We start from the raw sequence: 16,449 nt of genomic DNA on the forward strand, positions 1-16,449 counted from the left end.
CCTTTACCGTTATCCATTTCTCTTACCCATGCTTGAGATTTCTCATGATTTGCCACCGCGCCCTTCAGCCTGCCGCCGTTTATGAATAGTCACCCGTTTGACGCCCTTGCCTGCCCGCTCGATGGCGCCCCGCTCACTCAAGAGCAGGGCGCCTGGCGCTGTGCATCGGGGCACAGTTTCGATATTGCACGCCACGGCTATGTGAATCTGCTGCCGGTGCAGCGCAAGCGCTCAAGTGATCCGGGTGACAGCAAGGCCATGGTGGCCGCGCGCCAGCGCTTTCTGAACGCGGGGTATTACCAGCCGATCGCCGAGGCAGTAAGCGCCGCCGTGCTTGAGGACAGTGCTGAACACACACCGCTTGCGTGCCTGGATGCCGGCTGCGGGGAAGGCTATTACCTGCGTCAGCTGGCCGCGATGGCCGGCCCGGCCCCGCTTGAGCTGCTGGGCCTGGATATCTCCAAATGGGCAGTACAGGCGGCGGCCAGGCAGGGGATTGCCGGGCAGAAGGGCCTGCCTGGGGCGGCCTGGGTCGTCGGCAGCAATGCCAACCTGCCGGTGCAGGCGCGCTCGCTTGACCGGCTGCTGTGCATGTTCGGCTTTCCGGTAGTGGAGGAGTTCACTCGGGTACTCAAGCCAGGAGGTATCTGGCTGCAGGTAGAAGCCGGGCCGAATCATCTGCGAGAGCTTCGCGAGATCATCTATCCGACGCTCAAGCCCGAGCGCGTCAATGACGCACCCGTGCCCGCAGGGTTTACCCAGTCCGCAACGCAAACGCTGCGTTACACGTTGGCACTGCAAGGTAACGCCGCCATTGCCGATCTGCTGGCCATGACGCCGCATCTTTACCGGGCAACGGCCGAGGGCCGAGCACGGGCGGCCACCCTCGAGACGTTGAGCGTGACCATAGAGGTAAAGCTAAGTAAGTGGGTTCGGAACGTCTAGCCCAGTCGCTTCTGAACGCCAGGCAGGTTTTCGCCTACGCCTAAACGCCACAAGGCCCGCATGAGCGGGCCTTGTGGGGCGGGCTAGAGCCCGCACAAACTGTTAATCTACAAGATTAAGAAGTTTGCTTGATGTTTGACGCCTGAAGGCCTTTCTTGCCCTGGGTAACGTCGAAGGAGACGCTAGCGCCTTCCTGCAGGGTCTTGAAGCCGTCGGCTTGAATTTCGGAGAAGTGGGCGAACAGGTCGTCGCTACCATCGGAAGGTGCGATGAAACCGAAGCCTTTAGTATCGTTGAACCATTTAACTGTGCCAGTTGCCATGTGTAGATCCTTTCGCGCAGATGCGCTGTCATGAAGTTCCTGGTATTACCCAGATTTAAGTAGCGGGTGAAACAAGGAATACAATATCAGGCTGCCGAAAAAGATCGTACGCTTCTGAAACCATGCTGCTTGCTAACCAACTGACGCCACAGTGTCACGATTGAGCGTACACGTCAAAGGCTTTCTGCATTTATTTACTGGGCAGAGGCGTCCGTACGCTCGGCCCCTTCCCGTTAGGGGCTTTGCCGGGCAGGCACGCGTAGACTTATAAGCTGCACCAGTGCTCCAAGGACGGCTACCCCGGCGGCGCTGACGGCGAGCAGCCACAGGGGGTAAGTACCGGAAATGATAACTCCGCCGGCTACCGCGCCAAGGGCGCTGCCCAGATAGAGCGCTGATTCGTTGAGGGCAACCGCCAGGTTGCCATCGCCATGGGGCTTGCGCACCCGCATCAGTTCGCTGTTCTGGGGCACCTGCAGCGCCCAGCCCGCCGCACCCCAGAGGGCGATAGGCACAAGCGCCAGCCAGGGGTGCAGGGAGGCGGCCAGGGGCAGCCCGCCAAGCGATATCGCAAGAAGTGCCATGATGACGATCACTACGCGTGGTGCTGAACACCTGTCTACCATCGGGCCGATCAAGAAGCTTCCCGCAATGCCGCCAAGCCCCCATACCCATAGATAGAGCGCAACGGGGGGCGCGCCTTCGAAGGCCGGGCTTGCCATGAAGGGGGCAATGAAGGTGTACATGCCAAGGCTTGCAATGGCCCCTGAAAGCGAAACGCTCAGGATGGCAACGGTGGCAGGATGTTTCAGCATCGTTGCCTTGTGCCTCAATGGCAGGGAAGGGGCGGCGGGAAGGGGCGGCAGTCGGCAAACAAGGCCGCCAAGTGCTACCATGCCCAGCACGGCAATGAGCCACAAGGCCGATGCCCAACCCAACTGCTCGGCCAGCAGCAGACTAAGCGGTACGCCCAGCACGGTGCCGCTGGCCATGCCGCCCATGAGAATGGCGATGGCCTTGCCACCTTGACCGTTTGGAGCAAGCGCGGTTGCCGCGGCGATCCCCAGCGCCAGATATACACCCGCTCCCACACCGGCGACAGCCCGCCAGGCGGCCAGTGCCGCAAAGCTGTCGGCAAGGGCGCTCAGCGCATTGGCGATGACGAACACGGTCAGCGCCGCGAGCAGCCCCGTTCGCTGGCGGTGGCCGGGAAGCAGCGCCACCACGAGCGGTGAGCCAAGACCGTAGGCCAGCGTAAAGGCGGTTACCAGTTGGGCCGCTACGGCTTCGGATACCGAAAACGCCGACGTCACCATGGGAATAAGCCCTGCGGTGACATAAGAAGCCATTCCTAATGAAAAGGCGCCCAGGGCAATGAGATAAATCGACAGTCGGGAAGAAAACGCCATCAGGTTCTCCAGTCAGTTTCGCGATCGGCTTGGCAGCGCTGGTTGATAAAGGCACTGCCAAGAGGTGAAAGCGCTATTCTGGAGAGGGTTCAGAGGGGGTACAATTTAACCCTTTATACTATTACTAAAGGCAACAAGATGGCGTCAGAGCGTTCGTTGAAACGCACCCGCACTGAGCTTGGTGAGTTCCTGCGCAGCCGGCGTGAGCAGGTAACGCCTGAAGAGGTCGGCTTGCCTGCAGGTAAGCGGCGTCGCACGCCGGGGCTTCGGCGCGAGGAGGTGGCGGCGCTCGCGGGGGTCGGGTTGACCTGGTATACGTGGTTGGAACAAGGGCGTGACATTCGCGCCTCGGCGGATTTTCTCGATCGCCTGGCTCGCACGCTGAAACTCGATGCTACCGAGCGACGCCACCTGTTTCTATTGGCGCATCAGCGCCTTCCCGCCGAACCGGGCAAAACCTGGTGCAGCGTGCCACCGTTGGTGCACCGTCTGATGAGCGACCTGCCCACGCGGCCTGCATACGTTTTGAATTTGCGCTGGGACGTGTTGGCCTGGAACCACGCCGCCGACAGACTGTTTGGTTTTTCGAAACATCCGCCGGAGCAGCGTAATCTGCTATGGCTGCTGTTTACGGATACGGCTACGCGCGCGCTTTTCGACCCCTGGCAAGCGCAGGCGCAGCAGATGCTTGGCAGTTTCAAGCGCGATGCAGCGCGTGCACCGGAGGACGCGGCGATCAATGCATTGATCAAGACGCTTGGCCAAGTCGACCAGGACTTCAAGGCGTGGTGGGCCGGGCAGGATATTCATGGGCCTTGCCATGGGGTTCGCCATCTTCACCTGGCGTCGCTGGGGTCGATCGATTTTGAGCATGTCTCGCTGATGATCGACGAAGACCGCCACCTGCGTCTGGTCTACTACGCGGCCAGCAAGACGCAAGAAACCGCCTTCGACCAATGGCTTCAGGCATCTTCGCCCGTGCCGCAAGAAGACGCCTTATAGACAGGCCAATCCTTACAGACGGGAGTATCCATGGTGTATTTCTATCTAGGTCATATTTCTACCTGTGTTGTATTTCTACCTATGTTGTATTTCTAGGCTTATTGCCGCGTTACCTTCACGCTGACCTACACTGTCGGCAAGGTTTTCATACCTGAAGGAAATACGCGATATGCGCTCAATGGATAGAGAGCAAGTGATGTACGACGTTGCCATCGTAGGTGGAAGCTACGCAGGGATGGCTGCTGGGCTGCAACTGGCCCAGGCGCGGCGCAAGGTGGTCGTCATCGATGCAGGCAAGCCGCGTAATCGCTTCGCTGCCCGTGCACGGGGCTTTTTGACTCAGGATGGCCATGCCCCTGATGACATCGAGAAGGTGGGCCAGGCTGAGCTCATTCAATACCCGACGGTTGACTGGTGCCCAGGCAACGTAGCAGCGGTGGCGGGTGAAAACGATAATTTTACCCTCACGCTTGCCGAGTCACCGGCATCGGCCACGCCGCTTCGTGCTCGCCGAGTCATCCTCGCGGCGGGCGTGAAAGATGAACTGCCGTCGTTGCCTGGGCTGGAGGAGCGATGGGGAAAATCCGTTTTCCATTGCCCTTACTGCCATGGTTTCGATCTCGAGCGTGGGCGCATCGGCGTACTGGCCACCTCTGAGGCGGCCATGCATCTGGCTCTGCTGCTCCCCGACTGGGGGCAGACCACGCTGTTTCTGAACGACGCGTTCGAGCCTGACCGCCAGCAGCTGGAAAAGCTCGCCAAACGCGACACCCATGTCGAACGCGGGGCGGTCGAACGCCTGACCGGCGACGGTTTGAGCCTGGTAATGGCAGATAGCCGGGTATTTGCGCTGGAGGGACTGTTTATCGTCACCCAGACCGCGCCCAACGCGCTGGCCTTGCAGCTGGGATGCGAGCTTGAGGTCTCGCCGCTTGGACGTACCATCAAGACCAGCGTTGCCAAGGCGACTTCCGTACCCGGCATCTTCGCCTGTGGTGACATTGCAATGCCCGTGGGCAATCTGGCGCGTGCGGTCAGCGATGGTACCTTGGCAGGTCAGGCAGCGCACCATTCACTGGTGTTCGATCTGTAGAACAGGCCTTGAAGCAAAGCGTTGCTTGCCCGCCGGACAACGGTAGCTATCTGAATCCAGCCAACGGTGGCTATCTGAATGATGTTGTGGGGCGGGAATCATCATGATCGCCACGGTATGTGCCCGAAGCGAAGGCTAGCAGCTCGATGACCGGGCTGCCAATGAAGATGCGCTGGCTTGAGCCGCTACCATCTTTTCCATGCAGACAGCCCGAGCAAAGAGCCCTAGTACTTCAACTAATACTTCAAGATGACATAGAACGCGTGAATGATGCCGGGGATGAAGCCAAGCAGGGTCAGGATGATGTTGATCCAGAAATGTCTCTTGAGGCCCACCTCCAGAAATACGCCGAGCGGCGGCAGGATGATGGCAAAAATCATCTTGATTGGATCCGTTGCAGTAAGTGCCATAAAGCCTCCTTTGCTTGATTGGTACGTTACTACTTGCAAGTGTAGTTGCAGGGTTCAAACTTAGCGAACCGCTGCCACTGCGACTGAACTGGCATCCACGTCGAGTTCATCGGCAGTCGATTTTTTATCAAAACAAGGGGAAAGGGACACCATGTACAAACTACTGCCACCCTCGCTGATGTTGGCGAGCTGGGCGATGTCGGGATCAGTCTGGGCGCAGAACGCGCCGCCAGCCACCGCCGAGGCGCTGCCGACCGTTGAGGTCAGCGCACCGCGTCTGGCGCGTGAGCTTTATGCCACGCCGGCGGCGGTGTCCACCGTAGACCGCGACACCATCGCCCAGGGCCAGCAGCGCGTGCGTCTTGATGAATCCCTGACAGGAGTGCCCGGGGTCTTCCTGCAAAATCGCGACAACTTTGCTCAGGGGCAGCGCATCGCCATTCGCGGCTTTGGTGCCCGGGCGCCGTTTGGCGTGCGCGGTATCACGGTGATGGTGGATGGTATTCCTTATACGCTACCTGACGGTCAGGCGCAGCTGGATGCCATCGACCTGGATAGTGCCGAGCGTATCGAGGTCATTCGCGGCCCGGCATCGGTGCTTTATGGCAACGCCGCCGGCGGGGTGATCGATATCACCACCGCCGACGGGCGCAGCGACCCAGGCTCCCGCGTGCGCGTCGAGGCGGGCAGCGATGGCTATCAGAAGCTTTCGCTGCAAAACGGCGGCCAGAATGGCGACTGGTCGCACCACGTCAGCCTGTCGGCGCTGAACGTAGATGGCTATCGTGACCAGAGTTCCACGGAAAAGTACCTGCTCAATGCCAAGTTGCGTCGGGAGCTTGGCAGCGAACGGGCGTTGACGGCGATCGTGAACCTGTTGGAGAACCCGCGCTCGGAGGACCCCGGTGCGTTGAATGCCGGTGAAGTAGCGCGCGGACGGCATCAGGCTGCCCCGAATTCGCTTGCGCTGGATGCTCGCCAGAAGGTCGATCAGCAATTGCTGGGGCTGCAATATGAAGACCTGGCGGCAGGCCCTGGTGAACTCTACCTCAAGGGGTTCATCGCCCGGCGCGATTTCGAGCAGCAACTGCCGTATGTGGGTGACAGCCGCCTGGGTTATCAGCGCGACTACATGGGAGTAAGCGGCGAGTATCATCAGGGCATCATGCTCGGCGAGCTGCCGTTTGACTATGTCGCAGGGGTGGACATTGCCCGCCAGGACGATGACCGGTTCCGGCGGCGGGTCAACGCTCAGGGGGGCGTGGGCGAGCAGTTGGCGGATGAAACCCAGAAGGCAACCTCGGCCGGGGTCTTCGGGCAAGGGGATCTGGGACTGACCGAGCAGCTGACGCTTTCGCTGGGCGCGCGGTTCGACCGGGTCGATCTGGACGTGGATGACCGCTACCTGGCCGATGGTGATCAAAGCGGTGATCGAACCTTTACCGAGTGGAGCGGCTCGGCCGGGCTTAGCTACCGCTATCGGCCGCAGCACCAGGTGTATGTCAATACCGGTACTGCCTTTGAAACCCCGACGTTTGCCGAGTTCGCCAACCCGGCTGGCGGCGGTTTCAATCCGTCTATAGAGCCGCAAAAAGCCTGGAATCGTGAAGTAGGCATGCGCGGTTATATCGAGCCCCTGGCCATGGATTACGAGCTGGCGCTCTTCTCGGTACGCGTGCGCGATGAGCTGGTGCCCTACGACGATGGTGGACGTACCTTCTATCAGAACGCTGGTGATACCGACCGCGACGGTCTTGAACTGTCGCTGGGCTGGCAGCTTGCCGACCAGTGGCGCTTGAACAGCGCCTTGACGCTGGCGCGCTACGAGTTCGACCGCTTCTCCACCCCCAGCGAGCGTTTTGACGGCAATCGCATTCCCGGACTGCCCGAGCAGACCTGGATCAACCGGTTGACCTGGCAGGGAGCGTCCGAGCGCTTTGCAACGCTCGAAACCGAGTATATCGGCGACATGGTGGCCGACAATGCCAATGAAACCGATATCGACAGCTACTGGCTGGTCAACCTGCGGGCAGGGGATGGCTGGCGCCTGGGGGGCGATACGCGCTTGAACGCCTATGTCGGGGTGCGCAACCTGCTGGATGAGGATCACTACGCCAACGTGCGCCTGAACGGCACCTTCGGCCGCTACTACGAGCCAGCGCCGGGGCGCAGCGTTTACGGTGGGGTAGAGGTGCGCTTTTAACGCGTGACGTCATCGGTGTGGTCATAAGAAACGGGCAGCCCATGGGCTGCCCGTTTTCATGCTGCCTTGGCGCTATTTACTCCGGCAGTGCATAGCCAATCACGTAATCACCCATCTTGGTGCCAAAGGTGCCGTGCCCCCCGGCGGTGATCACGACGTACTGGCGACCATCAGCGCCGGTATAGGTCATGGGCGTGGCCTGACCCCCTGCCGGCAGGCGTGCCCTGTAAAGCTCTTCGCCGGTGGTGATGTCGTAAGCGCGCAGGTACTGGTCCAGCGTGCCGCCCATGAAGGTAATACCGCTTGCGGTGGTCAGCGGGCCACCAAGCGCCGGCACGCCGACGGGCAGGCCAATGGGCAGGCCAAGCGGCATGCTGTCACGCGTGGTGCCGTTGCGGTGTTTCCAGACCACGTCAGCGCTCTGCAAATCGATGCCGGCCACGTCGCCCCAGGAGGGCGCCTGGCAAGGCAGGTCGAAGATCGAGAGCAGCGGGCCAAGCTCGACGGCATAGGGTGCGCCGGCGTTGGGCTGAAGGCCCTGTTCGCTGGCCGAGCCCTGGCCCTCTTCCACTTCGTCGCGCGGAATCAGACGTGAAACGAAGGCTAGATACTTGGCGCCGGTGAACAGTGCCTGGCGCTCCGGATCAACCGCCACGCCACCCCAGTTCATTACCCCGACGTTACCCGGGTAGATGATGCTGCCTTCCAGCGACGGCGGCGTGTACTGCCCGTCATAGCGCAGCGAGTTGAACTGGATACGACACATCATCTGATCAAACGGTGATGCGCCCCACATGTCGCGCTCGGTGAGCGGCGGTGGCAGCAGGTTCAGGGCCGAGCGTGGCTGGGTTTCTGCGGTCCAGTCACCTTCCACTGCGCCTTGCGGAGCAGGAATTTCCTCGATGGGCACGATCGGCTCGCCGGTTTCCCGGTTCAGCACGTACAGGCTACCCTGCTTGGTCGGCTGAATCACCGCGGGCTGCGTGCCTTCATCGGTGGCAAGGTCGATCAAGACCGGCTGGGCCGGCATGTCCATGTCCCACAGGTCGTGATGAACGAACTGGTAGACCCAGGCCACCTGGCCTGTTTCGAGTTCGAGCGCGACGAGTCCGGCGCTGTAGGTTTCATCGTTTTCGGTGCGATCGGCGCCCCACTGGTCCGGCGTAGCGTTGCCCATGGGCAAATAAACCAATCCCAGGTCTTCATCTACGCTGATCGGCGGCCATACGTTGGGCGAATTGCGGGTATAGGTTTCATCGTCCGCGAGCGGCTCGGTTTCTTCCGGGTTGCCGCTATCCCAGTTCCAGACCAGCTCGCCGGTGCGCACATCGAAGGCGCGGATGACGCCGGAAGGCTCGTCAGTCGAGCTGTTGTCGGTCACGTGGCCGCCCAGAATCACCAGGTTTTCGGTCACGGTGGCGGGCGATGTGGAGTAGTAGCCACCGGGATCGAAGCCACCGATATTGCGCGTCAGGTCCACCTCGCCGTTATCGCCAAACCCGGCGCAGCGCTCACCGGTGTCGGCATTGAGCGCAATCAGGCGCGCATCGGCAGTAGGCAGATAGAGGCGACGCGGGCACATGACATCGGTCTGGCTGATGATTGCCGAGGGAGCGTTTTCACCCGTATCCGTGGCGGTAGTCTCGAAACCTTCCAGCAGGGATACGTCGATGGCGAAGACGTCGCTGTCGGCAAACAGCGGTGACGGTGCAGCGGCGGTATCGGCGCTGTCATCTTCGCTATCCGCAGCATCACCCGCGTAGTTGGCCGCATCGTAATAGGCCAGCCCTCGGCAGGTCATGTGCGCCCAGCCCGAGAAGTCCTCGGCGCCTTGGGTGCTGATCTCGGGGTCAAATTCCCACAAGGTTTCGCCGGTTTCCGGCGAAAGCGCCATGGCACGGCTGTGCGAGGTGCAGATGTAGAGGCTGTCGTTGACTTTCAGGGGCGTATTTTGGTTGGTGATCTCGGGCGGGGCGTTAGGGCCGGGCTCGTCGCCGGTTTGAATGCGCCACACTTCCTCGAGCTCGCCCACGTTCTCTGGGGTGATCTGGCTGAGCGAGGAGTAATGGGTGCCCGCGTTGGTGCCGCCGTAAGCTGGCCAGTCATCGCCTGCCACCTGGGCCGGGTTCACTTCACCGCTTGCACGGTTTTCGGCCAGGGTGCCCTCTATCTGGGCCGGGTCGTCGAACTGGCTGGCAATGGCCACTATGATCGCCGCGGCAATACTGGCTGTCAGCGCCAGGCTCCCGCCACGCGAGTGAAGCGGTTTGCGCCACCAGGGCAACAGCATGATGATCGCGATCAGGCAGGGAATCGCCACGCGGGGCACCAGCTGCCACCAGTCCAGGCCCACTTCCCATAGCGCCCATGCCAATGTGGCAAAAAGTATCGCCGCATAGAGCCATAAAGCGGCCCCCTTGCGCAGGGCCAGCAGTATGCCGGCCACCACCACGGCAATACCGGCAATCAAGTAGTAGGCGCTACCGCCCAGGCTGATCAGCTTGCCACCGCCGATAGCGAGCGCAAGGCCGGCAGCCACCAGCAGCAGGCCGAGCACGATGGCTGGCCACTTGCTGTGGGCGCGTGTGTTCTTTTCCATGGGGTTCCCCTGTTGGCAACGTATCAAACGCTAGGTGCAGACCCTGCAGACTAGCTGTCGTAACGTGTTTTAACCCATCGATCAGTACAAACGATGGGTTAAAACACATTGAAAGAAGTTTATTTTAATAATCAATTCGTTTTTGGTCGAATGGATATCAGGAAATTAATCAAAAAAGCAGGGCCGCCCTACAAAGGTAAAACGGCCCTGAAAGGTGAGGGAGGGGCATGCGCTCACGCATGACACGTCAACGCATGGGGCGTTATCAGCCGATAGTCAGTCGGACAACTTGACCAGCATCTTGCCGGTATTACCGCCTTCGAACAGTTCCAGAAACGCATCGGGCGTACTTTCCAGCCCCTCCTTGACCGTTTCCTTGTAGTCGATATCACCGGCCGCTACCTGAGGAGTCACCTCCTTCAAGAACTCGGGATAGTGCTCCCAGTGATCCGCCACGATGAAGCCCTGCATCCTGGCCTTGCGAACCACCATTTGTGACAGGTTGCTGGGCCCCGGCGCGGGTTTTTCGGCATTGTAGGTGTCGATCATGCCGCAAACGGCAATGCGTGCGCCTTCGTTGAGCTGGCTCAGCGCCGCTTCCAGGCAGATGCCGCCTACGTTTTCGTAATACACATCGATACCTTCGGGGCTTGCCAGGCGAATGGCATCACTTAGCTCCTGTGCACCACGGTCTTTATAAGTGACCGGCTCGACGCCCAGCGACTCAAGCCAGGCAAGCTTGTGCGCCGCCCCGGCGATACCTACCACATGGCATCCCTTGGCCTTGGCCAGTTGAACCACCAGCGAGCCGACCGCGCCGCTGGCGGCGCTGACTAGGACGTTGTCGCCGGGGCGGCATTCGGCAATCAGGTTAAGACCCGTCCAGGCCGTCATGCCGGGCATTCCCAGCACGCCCAGATAAGCCTGTTCGGGTACTTCGGCATTGGGCAGTGGATAGACGCCTTGTGCTGAAATCTGCGCGATATCGCGCCAGCCACCCATGTGGCTTACGATGTCACCCTCTTTCAGGCGCTCGTCGTTCGAGGCGATCACTTCACCAATCGCGCCGCCCTCCATGGGCTGGTCAAGACGAAAGGGAGCAACGTAAGTGTGCTGACCGCTCATGCGCCCGCGCATGTAGGGGTCCACGGAAAGCCAGCGGTTGCGAATGCGCACTTCGCCTGGATTGAGTTCGGGGAGTTCCTGGGTTCTTAGGGAAAACAGCTCGCGCTTCGGCAGGCCGTTGGGGTAGTCGGTAAGCGTAAAATAACGTGATTGCATGGGTGCCTCCTGCAAAGCCATGACTGATCAATGTACTTGCAGCATAGAGATCATTAACGTGCTTGCAAGTTCGTTACTTTTTTAAACGCGTGACGGCACAAAAAAATAGGGCGCTCTGGATCGAGCGCCCCATTGGGTCTTGTGCGTATCTGGAAGTGGACGTAGTAAGTGACCGCAATGGCGTTGAGCGGCTAAGGGGTACCACACTCATCGGGTGTGTTATCCGTTAATTCAGCAACGTGACCATGACGGGGGCCGTGCCTCTGCGCAGTATGCCGAGCTTGCGTGCTGCGCGCTTTGAAAGATCAATGATGCGCCCGTTTACGAAAGGGCCGCGGTCATTGATCAGTACTTCCACTTCCTGACCGGTATCCGCGCGGGTCACCAGCACTTTCGACCCGAAGGGCAGGCTAGGGTGGGCGGCGGTGAGTGCCTGCTGATCAAAGGCTTCTCCGCTGGCCGTCAGGGCGCCTTGAAAGCGGTCACTGTAGTAGGAGGCAACGCCTTCCTGTGCATCAATATCGTTGGCAAACGCGTTATTGGCCGTAAACAGTACACACAGTACGGCCAGACAACTCGTTCGAAGCAGTTGTTTAGGCAATAGTCGTCTAGGGGCTCCCATTGGAGTACCTCAGTTATTCGTGTCGAGAGTCTCGCAAGCATCCATGAGGTGCCATATAGGCGAGAGGATGGTAACGCGCTCAGCAAGGGGCAGCAAGCTTTAAGACGTTCGGCGCAATTAGGCCCCAAGTTGCGTGTTTTTTAACTTTTGAGTTATGGCCTTGGATTTCAGGAGGTTAGCGCCTCGTAACTGCGGCCTGTCATGGCGGCGCCGGGTACACTAAATTGATGTCATTCATCAGCGCTTTTACTTATTATTGAGCGTTGTCGGTCGATTCTGGACCTGACTTTCTCATGCACTGAATCAAGGACGTACTCATGGCCAAGTCCTCTCCCTTTGCACTGGTACTGGTGGCGATCGGCGGCGCCGTTGTCGGCTTCTTGACGGCCCAGGCCCTGCCCACCGCGACCGCTTCTGCCGCCTCGAATACTGAAACTACCGCACCTGACAACGCCTCGGGTGCGCTGGCAGGCCTTGACAGCGTCACCCTGGGGGAGCGCCTGTCCGGGGAGATCACCTCGAGCGATATGCTCAATGGCAATGACGGCAGCCGTTACGACCGCTACGTGATCAGTCTTGAAGAGGGTGATCTGGTCGAATTCAGCCTGCGCGGGGCGCTGAATGGCATCATCGCGCTTTATGACGATCAGCTCCAGTTCCTGGACAGCGCCACGACCGCGCGGCACCGCATCGAGGAAAGCGGCGACTACATGGTGGTGGTCAGCGGCGCCGACGGCAGCAGCTACGGCCCCTACACGCTGAACAGCCGGGTCATCGAACTCAGCGACGATAATGTATTGAACCTTGATGCACCGCTGGACAGCTGGCTAGACGGTTCGCCCAGCGAATTTACGCTGACCATCGAAGAAGCGGGCATGTACCAGCTGGAGATGCGCTCCGATGAGTTCGATGCTTACCTGGAGCTTGATGGCCCCAATGGCTACCACCGCGAGGATGACGATAGCGCCGGCGATCTGGATGCGCGCATTTCCGATTTCCTGGCCCCCGGTGATTACACGCTGACGGCACGAGCGCCTTACGGTGAAGGCGTCGGTCTTTTCACGCTGACTGCCGAGCCGCGGGAGCTTCCTGGTGATGGCGAGCTGCGCAACGACGGCGCCCTGGCGCCCGACGATTCACTGAACGGCTGGTACAGTGGCCAGGACCTGACCTATCAAGTCGAGATCGAAGATGCCGGCCTGTATCAGATCGACATGACGTCAAGCGAAGTGGATGCCTATCTGGTGCTTGAAGGCCCCAATGGCTACTACCGTGAAGATGACGACAGTGGAGACAATCTGGATGCGCGCATTGCCGACTTCCTGGAGCCCGGCACCTACGAGCTGACGGCACGTACCGCTTACGGAACTGACAGTGGCCTGTTTACGCTCACCATGGCGCCCCATGCGCTGCCCGATGACGTGACGCTGCGCAATGATGGCGCCATCACGCCGGATGAGACCCTCAATGGCTGGTACAGCGGTGAACCGCTGGTCTATGAGCTTGCACTCGAGGAAAGCTCGCTGGTGACGCTCGATATGCGCTCCAGCGATTTCGATGCCTACCTTGAACTGGAAGGCGAAGGCGTGGCCTTCAGCGACGATGACGGCGGCGCTGGCACCGATGCACGTCTTCAAGAGCAGCTGTTGCCCGGCACTTATCACGTGATCGCGCGAGGATTCAGCGCGATGGGAAGCGGCTTGTTCGAGCTTGAAGTGAGTGCTGAATCCACCCAGATGCAGCCCAGCATGTAATTCTTTCAGCCTTGCCTGACCGCCCCTGCCCACGATAGTGGGCAGGGGCGTTTATGTTTGGCTACGCTCAATGATCAAGGAGCGGCGCGAGCCGTATGACAGGGAGACAAAAAATGATGTATGGCAAGTCAAGTAGCGCTGTTGTCGCGGCGCTGGTGCTCAGCGGCTGTCAGTCGCCCGAAGCGGAAAGGGTCACCCCGCCTTCACTCGCCTATCAGCCGCTTGAAAAGCACTATGTGGAGCCTGGATGTCAGCGTGAAAACTGCTCCGAAGTGAAGGTGTCATCGCTCGGTTTCCCCGACGCCCCGGCCTTGAGCGACGAGCTGCAACGCCGCCTCTTGGCGCTTGCCATGGACATGACCGACACAGCAGCCGTACCTCCGCAAGAATGGGATGACTATGCTGAAGCGTTTTTTGCCAGAGCTGACGAGGATAGCGACATGCTGCCCCAGTTCATGGCCAGCGAAGCGCAGATGGAGACTAGCGTATACGCCCAGCACGACGGCCTGCTGGTACTCGAACTGACAAGCTATGTCTATCACGCGGGGCAGGCTCACGGGCTGCCTTCAACAGCCTTCATGGTCATTGATGAGCGCCAGTCGCGAGCGGTAAGCCTGGATGACATGCTGCTGGATGGCCAGGAAAGCGCGTTTCAGCAAGCGCTGCTTCAGGCCCACAGGCGGTGGATGGCTGAAATGGGTTACGACGACCAGTATGTGATCAACTGGCCGCTCAGTGAAAGCCGTAACGTGGCGCCGCTGGAAGATAGCTGGGTGGTGAAGTTCAACGTCTACGAAATTGCGCCTTACGCGGTTGGTCAGCCGGAGCTCTTCATCCCCCTTGAAGAGCTTGAAGGTGTTGCCAAGCCGCGCTATCTGGGGCAGTAGCGCCCGATAGCGCGGGTAATGTGGTGTTCAGGCCTGGCTTATCGGCCGGCGTTCAGGCAGCCAACCACGACGAGCAGCGCGGCGGTTGGCAGGCGCCAATCCAGCACGCTGACGCCCGCCAATACCAGCAGAAGACCGGCCAGGATGGGGACGCCGTAGGCCAGGCTGCCCACCAGGCTGGCATGTCCCCAGCGCAGGGCCTTGTCCCAAGCCACCATGGCGATACCGTAGGGGCCAAGGCCCAATGCTACCCCCGCCAGCAACGCTTCGGTGCTTGGCAATATCGGGCGTCCTTCAAATGCCAGGCTTGCCAGTGTCGTCATGGCGCAGGCAATCAACAGCAGCCGCGGCAGTAGCGGCGTGATGGAAACCGGTGCCGCCTGGCTTACCCATGAATAGAGTGCCCAGCAGCAGGCCGCCAGCAGCGCAAGGCCGTAACCCACGGTTGCGCCACCGAGTCCACTGCTCAACGCCTGTGGCACCAGCAGCAGCGCCGCGCCGGAGAAGGCTATCAGCGCTCCCGTCACGCCTGCCAGGCGCAGCCTGCCGAAACGACTCCATTGGCTCAGCAGCACGAACAGCACCGGCCAGGTATAGGTAATCAGCGCGGCTTCTGCAGCAGGTGCCAGGCGCATGCCGATGAAATAGGTACTGACCGCGCCCAGGATAAGCAGGGGAATGCCCAGCCAGATGCCCAGCTGCCAGCCGCGACGACAGCTTGCCACGCTGACGCGGCGGCTCAGCGGCATGGTGGCCAGGGCACCTGCCAGGAGTGTCAGGGCGGTCAACTGAAGTGGCGAGGACGTATGGGCTCGTTCGGCAAGCAGCGGCGCCACGCTCCACAGCACGACCGCCACCAAGGCGGCACCGACGCTGTACCAACGAGGGGACACGATAGGGGAGTGAGTGCGTTGCATGAGCGGTCTCCTTGCCTGGAACATGTACAAGGCAGCATACTCATCAACAAAACATCACAATATCGATCTTTATTGATAACTTTGATCACGATAGGTGATATATGCGCGCCCCTACTCTGGACCTTGCTCTGCTGCGGACCCTGGTGGCAATTGCCGATACGGGCAGCGTCACTGCGGCGGCCAAGCGTCTGTCCTATACGCAGTCCACGGTAAGCATGCAGCTGCAGCGCCTGGAAGCGCATCTTGAGTTAAGCCTTCACGAACGCGACGGGCGCCGGCTGCGTTTTACCCCTGACGGCGAACGTCTGCTGACCCATGCGCGACGCCTTCTGGCGCTGAATGACGAAGCCTGGGGCGATATGCAGGCCCAGCAGGTCACCGGCGACCTGACGCTTGGAATACCCGAGGATTACGCCTCGCTTCTGCCCTCGGTATTTGCCTACTTTCACCAGCTTTATCCGGCGGTGGGATTGAAAGTCATCTGCGGCACGAGCGCTCATCTGGTCGAGCAGGTAAAGGCCGCCGAGCTTGATCTGGCGCTGGTTACCCGCCAGCGCAATTCCCCAGGGGGGGATGTGATCCGCCGCGAACCGCTGGTCTGGGCCGTGGGCGTCAATCAGCAGCCGCTTCTGAGCGACCCGATACCCCTGGCGCTTTATTCACCCGGCGCCGACGTCTTTCGAGAAGTGGCCGAGCAGGCGCTGCAGGGGGCAGGGCGCAACTGGCGGGTGGCCTATACCAGCCAGTCGATGGCCGGGCTTGCGCCTATCGTGATCGCCGGGCTGGCGGTCGTGGTGGTGACGCGCAGCATGCTTACCCCATCGCTGCGCCCGCTGGATGAAAGCAGCGGCCTGCCGGCGCTGCCCATGATCGAGCTGGCGCTTCACCGCGCGCCTCACCGGCCCTCGGAGCCCGCCCGACGGCTCGGTGAGCTGATCCGCGAGCAGCTGGCCGCACCCAGCGAAGCGGTATGAGCTAACGCCAGGAGAGGCTAGACTGCCCGAT

General features: G+C 60.5%; 14 protein-coding genes. 7 read left to right on the forward strand and 7 right to left on the reverse strand.

Annotation, left to right across the window (positions count from 1 at the left end):
* Window positions 1-81 precede the first annotated feature (81 nt).
* Window positions 82-945 carry a putative RNA methyltransferase gene (locus tag HW452_RS07145; protein WP_224105403.1) on the forward strand — a complete coding sequence of 288 codons (864 nt, stop codon included), beginning with the start codon at window positions 82-84 and terminating at the stop codon, window positions 943-945.
* A gap of 115 nt (window positions 946-1,060) precedes the next feature.
* On the opposite strand, the gene HW452_RS07150 is transcribed toward HW452_RS07145, so the two are convergent.
* Together HW452_RS07150 and HW452_RS07155 are read right to left on the reverse strand one after the other, a co-directional pair.
* A complete protein-coding gene (locus HW452_RS07150; RefSeq protein WP_224105404.1) occupies window positions 1,061-1,267 on the reverse strand; it encodes a cold-shock protein in 207 nt (68 codons plus the stop codon).
* Window positions 1,268-1,500: 233 nt separating this feature from the next.
* Window positions 1,501-2,676 (reverse strand): MFS transporter, encoded by a 1,176-nt coding sequence (locus HW452_RS07155; protein ID WP_224105405.1) that lies wholly within the window; start codon window positions 2,674-2,676, stop codon window positions 1,501-1,503.
* Window positions 2,677-2,814: 138 nt separating this feature from the next.
* On the opposite strand from HW452_RS07155, the gene HW452_RS07160 reads away from it, so the two are divergent.
* Window positions 2,815-3,678, forward strand: a complete 864-nt coding sequence (locus HW452_RS07160) for a helix-turn-helix transcriptional regulator (protein ID WP_224105406.1) — start codon at window positions 2,815-2,817, stop codon at window positions 3,676-3,678.
* Between the two features lie 169 nt (window positions 3,679-3,847).
* Window positions 3,848-4,771: an NAD(P)/FAD-dependent oxidoreductase gene (locus HW452_RS07165; protein WP_224105407.1), complete on the forward strand. Its 924-nt coding sequence runs from the start codon at window positions 3,848-3,850 to the stop codon at window positions 4,769-4,771.
* Window positions 4,772-5,007: 236 nt separating this feature from the next.
* On the opposite strand, the gene HW452_RS07170 is transcribed toward HW452_RS07165, so the two are convergent.
* Entirely contained in the window at window positions 5,008-5,181 is a 174-nt protein-coding gene (locus tag HW452_RS07170; protein WP_224105408.1) for a YqaE/Pmp3 family membrane protein, read from the reverse strand.
* A gap of 151 nt (window positions 5,182-5,332) precedes the next feature.
* On the opposite strand from HW452_RS07170, the gene HW452_RS07175 reads away from it, so the two are divergent.
* Window positions 5,333-7,384 (forward strand): TonB-dependent receptor family protein, encoded by a 2,052-nt coding sequence (locus tag HW452_RS07175; RefSeq protein WP_224105409.1) that lies wholly within the window; start codon window positions 5,333-5,335, stop codon window positions 7,382-7,384.
* Between the two features lie 76 nt (window positions 7,385-7,460).
* Here the strand turns inward: HW452_RS07175 and HW452_RS07180 are convergent, their stop codons facing one another.
* The 3 genes from HW452_RS07180 to HW452_RS07190 form a co-directional block, all read right to left on the reverse strand.
* Window positions 7,461-9,983, reverse strand: a complete 2,523-nt coding sequence (locus HW452_RS07180) for a glucose/quinate/shikimate family membrane-bound PQQ-dependent dehydrogenase (protein ID WP_224105410.1) — start codon at window positions 9,981-9,983, stop codon at window positions 7,461-7,463.
* 276 nt (window positions 9,984-10,259) lie between these two features.
* Complete coding sequence (locus HW452_RS07185; protein WP_224105411.1) at window positions 10,260-11,264, reverse strand: NADP-dependent oxidoreductase; 1,005 nt, start codon at window positions 11,262-11,264, stop codon at window positions 10,260-10,262.
* 226 nt (window positions 11,265-11,490) lie between these two features.
* The gene (locus tag HW452_RS07190; protein ID WP_425348093.1) at window positions 11,491-11,865 is read right to left on the reverse strand and encodes a septal ring lytic transglycosylase RlpA family protein; all 375 of its coding nucleotides are present in this window, start codon (window positions 11,863-11,865) and stop codon (window positions 11,491-11,493) included.
* A 338-nt stretch (window positions 11,866-12,203) separates the two neighbouring features.
* On the opposite strand from HW452_RS07190, the gene HW452_RS07195 reads away from it, so the two are divergent.
* The gene (locus tag HW452_RS07195) at window positions 12,204-13,640 is read left to right on the forward strand and encodes a hypothetical protein (RefSeq protein WP_224105413.1); all 1,437 of its coding nucleotides are present in this window, start codon (window positions 12,204-12,206) and stop codon (window positions 13,638-13,640) included.
* 113 nt (window positions 13,641-13,753) lie between these two features.
* The gene (locus HW452_RS07200) at window positions 13,754-14,527 is read left to right on the forward strand and encodes an RsiV family protein (RefSeq protein WP_224105414.1); all 774 of its coding nucleotides are present in this window, start codon (window positions 13,754-13,756) and stop codon (window positions 14,525-14,527) included.
* A 38-nt stretch (window positions 14,528-14,565) separates the two neighbouring features.
* Here HW452_RS07200 and HW452_RS07205 read toward each other — a convergent pair whose 3' ends face one another.
* Window positions 14,566-15,444 (reverse strand): DMT family transporter, encoded by an 879-nt coding sequence (locus HW452_RS07205; protein ID WP_224105415.1) that lies wholly within the window; start codon window positions 15,442-15,444, stop codon window positions 14,566-14,568.
* Window positions 15,445-15,545: 101 nt separating this feature from the next.
* On the opposite strand from HW452_RS07205, the gene HW452_RS07210 reads away from it, so the two are divergent.
* Entirely contained in the window at window positions 15,546-16,418 is an 873-nt protein-coding gene (locus tag HW452_RS07210; protein WP_224105416.1) for a LysR substrate-binding domain-containing protein, read from the forward strand.
* The last annotated feature ends 31 nt before the right edge of the window (window positions 16,419-16,449 follow it).

This window comes from Vreelandella aquamarina (genome assembly GCF_020075495.1).
In the GTDB taxonomy this organism is placed as follows: Bacteria; Pseudomonadota; Gammaproteobacteria; order Pseudomonadales; family Halomonadaceae; genus Vreelandella; species Vreelandella aquamarina_A.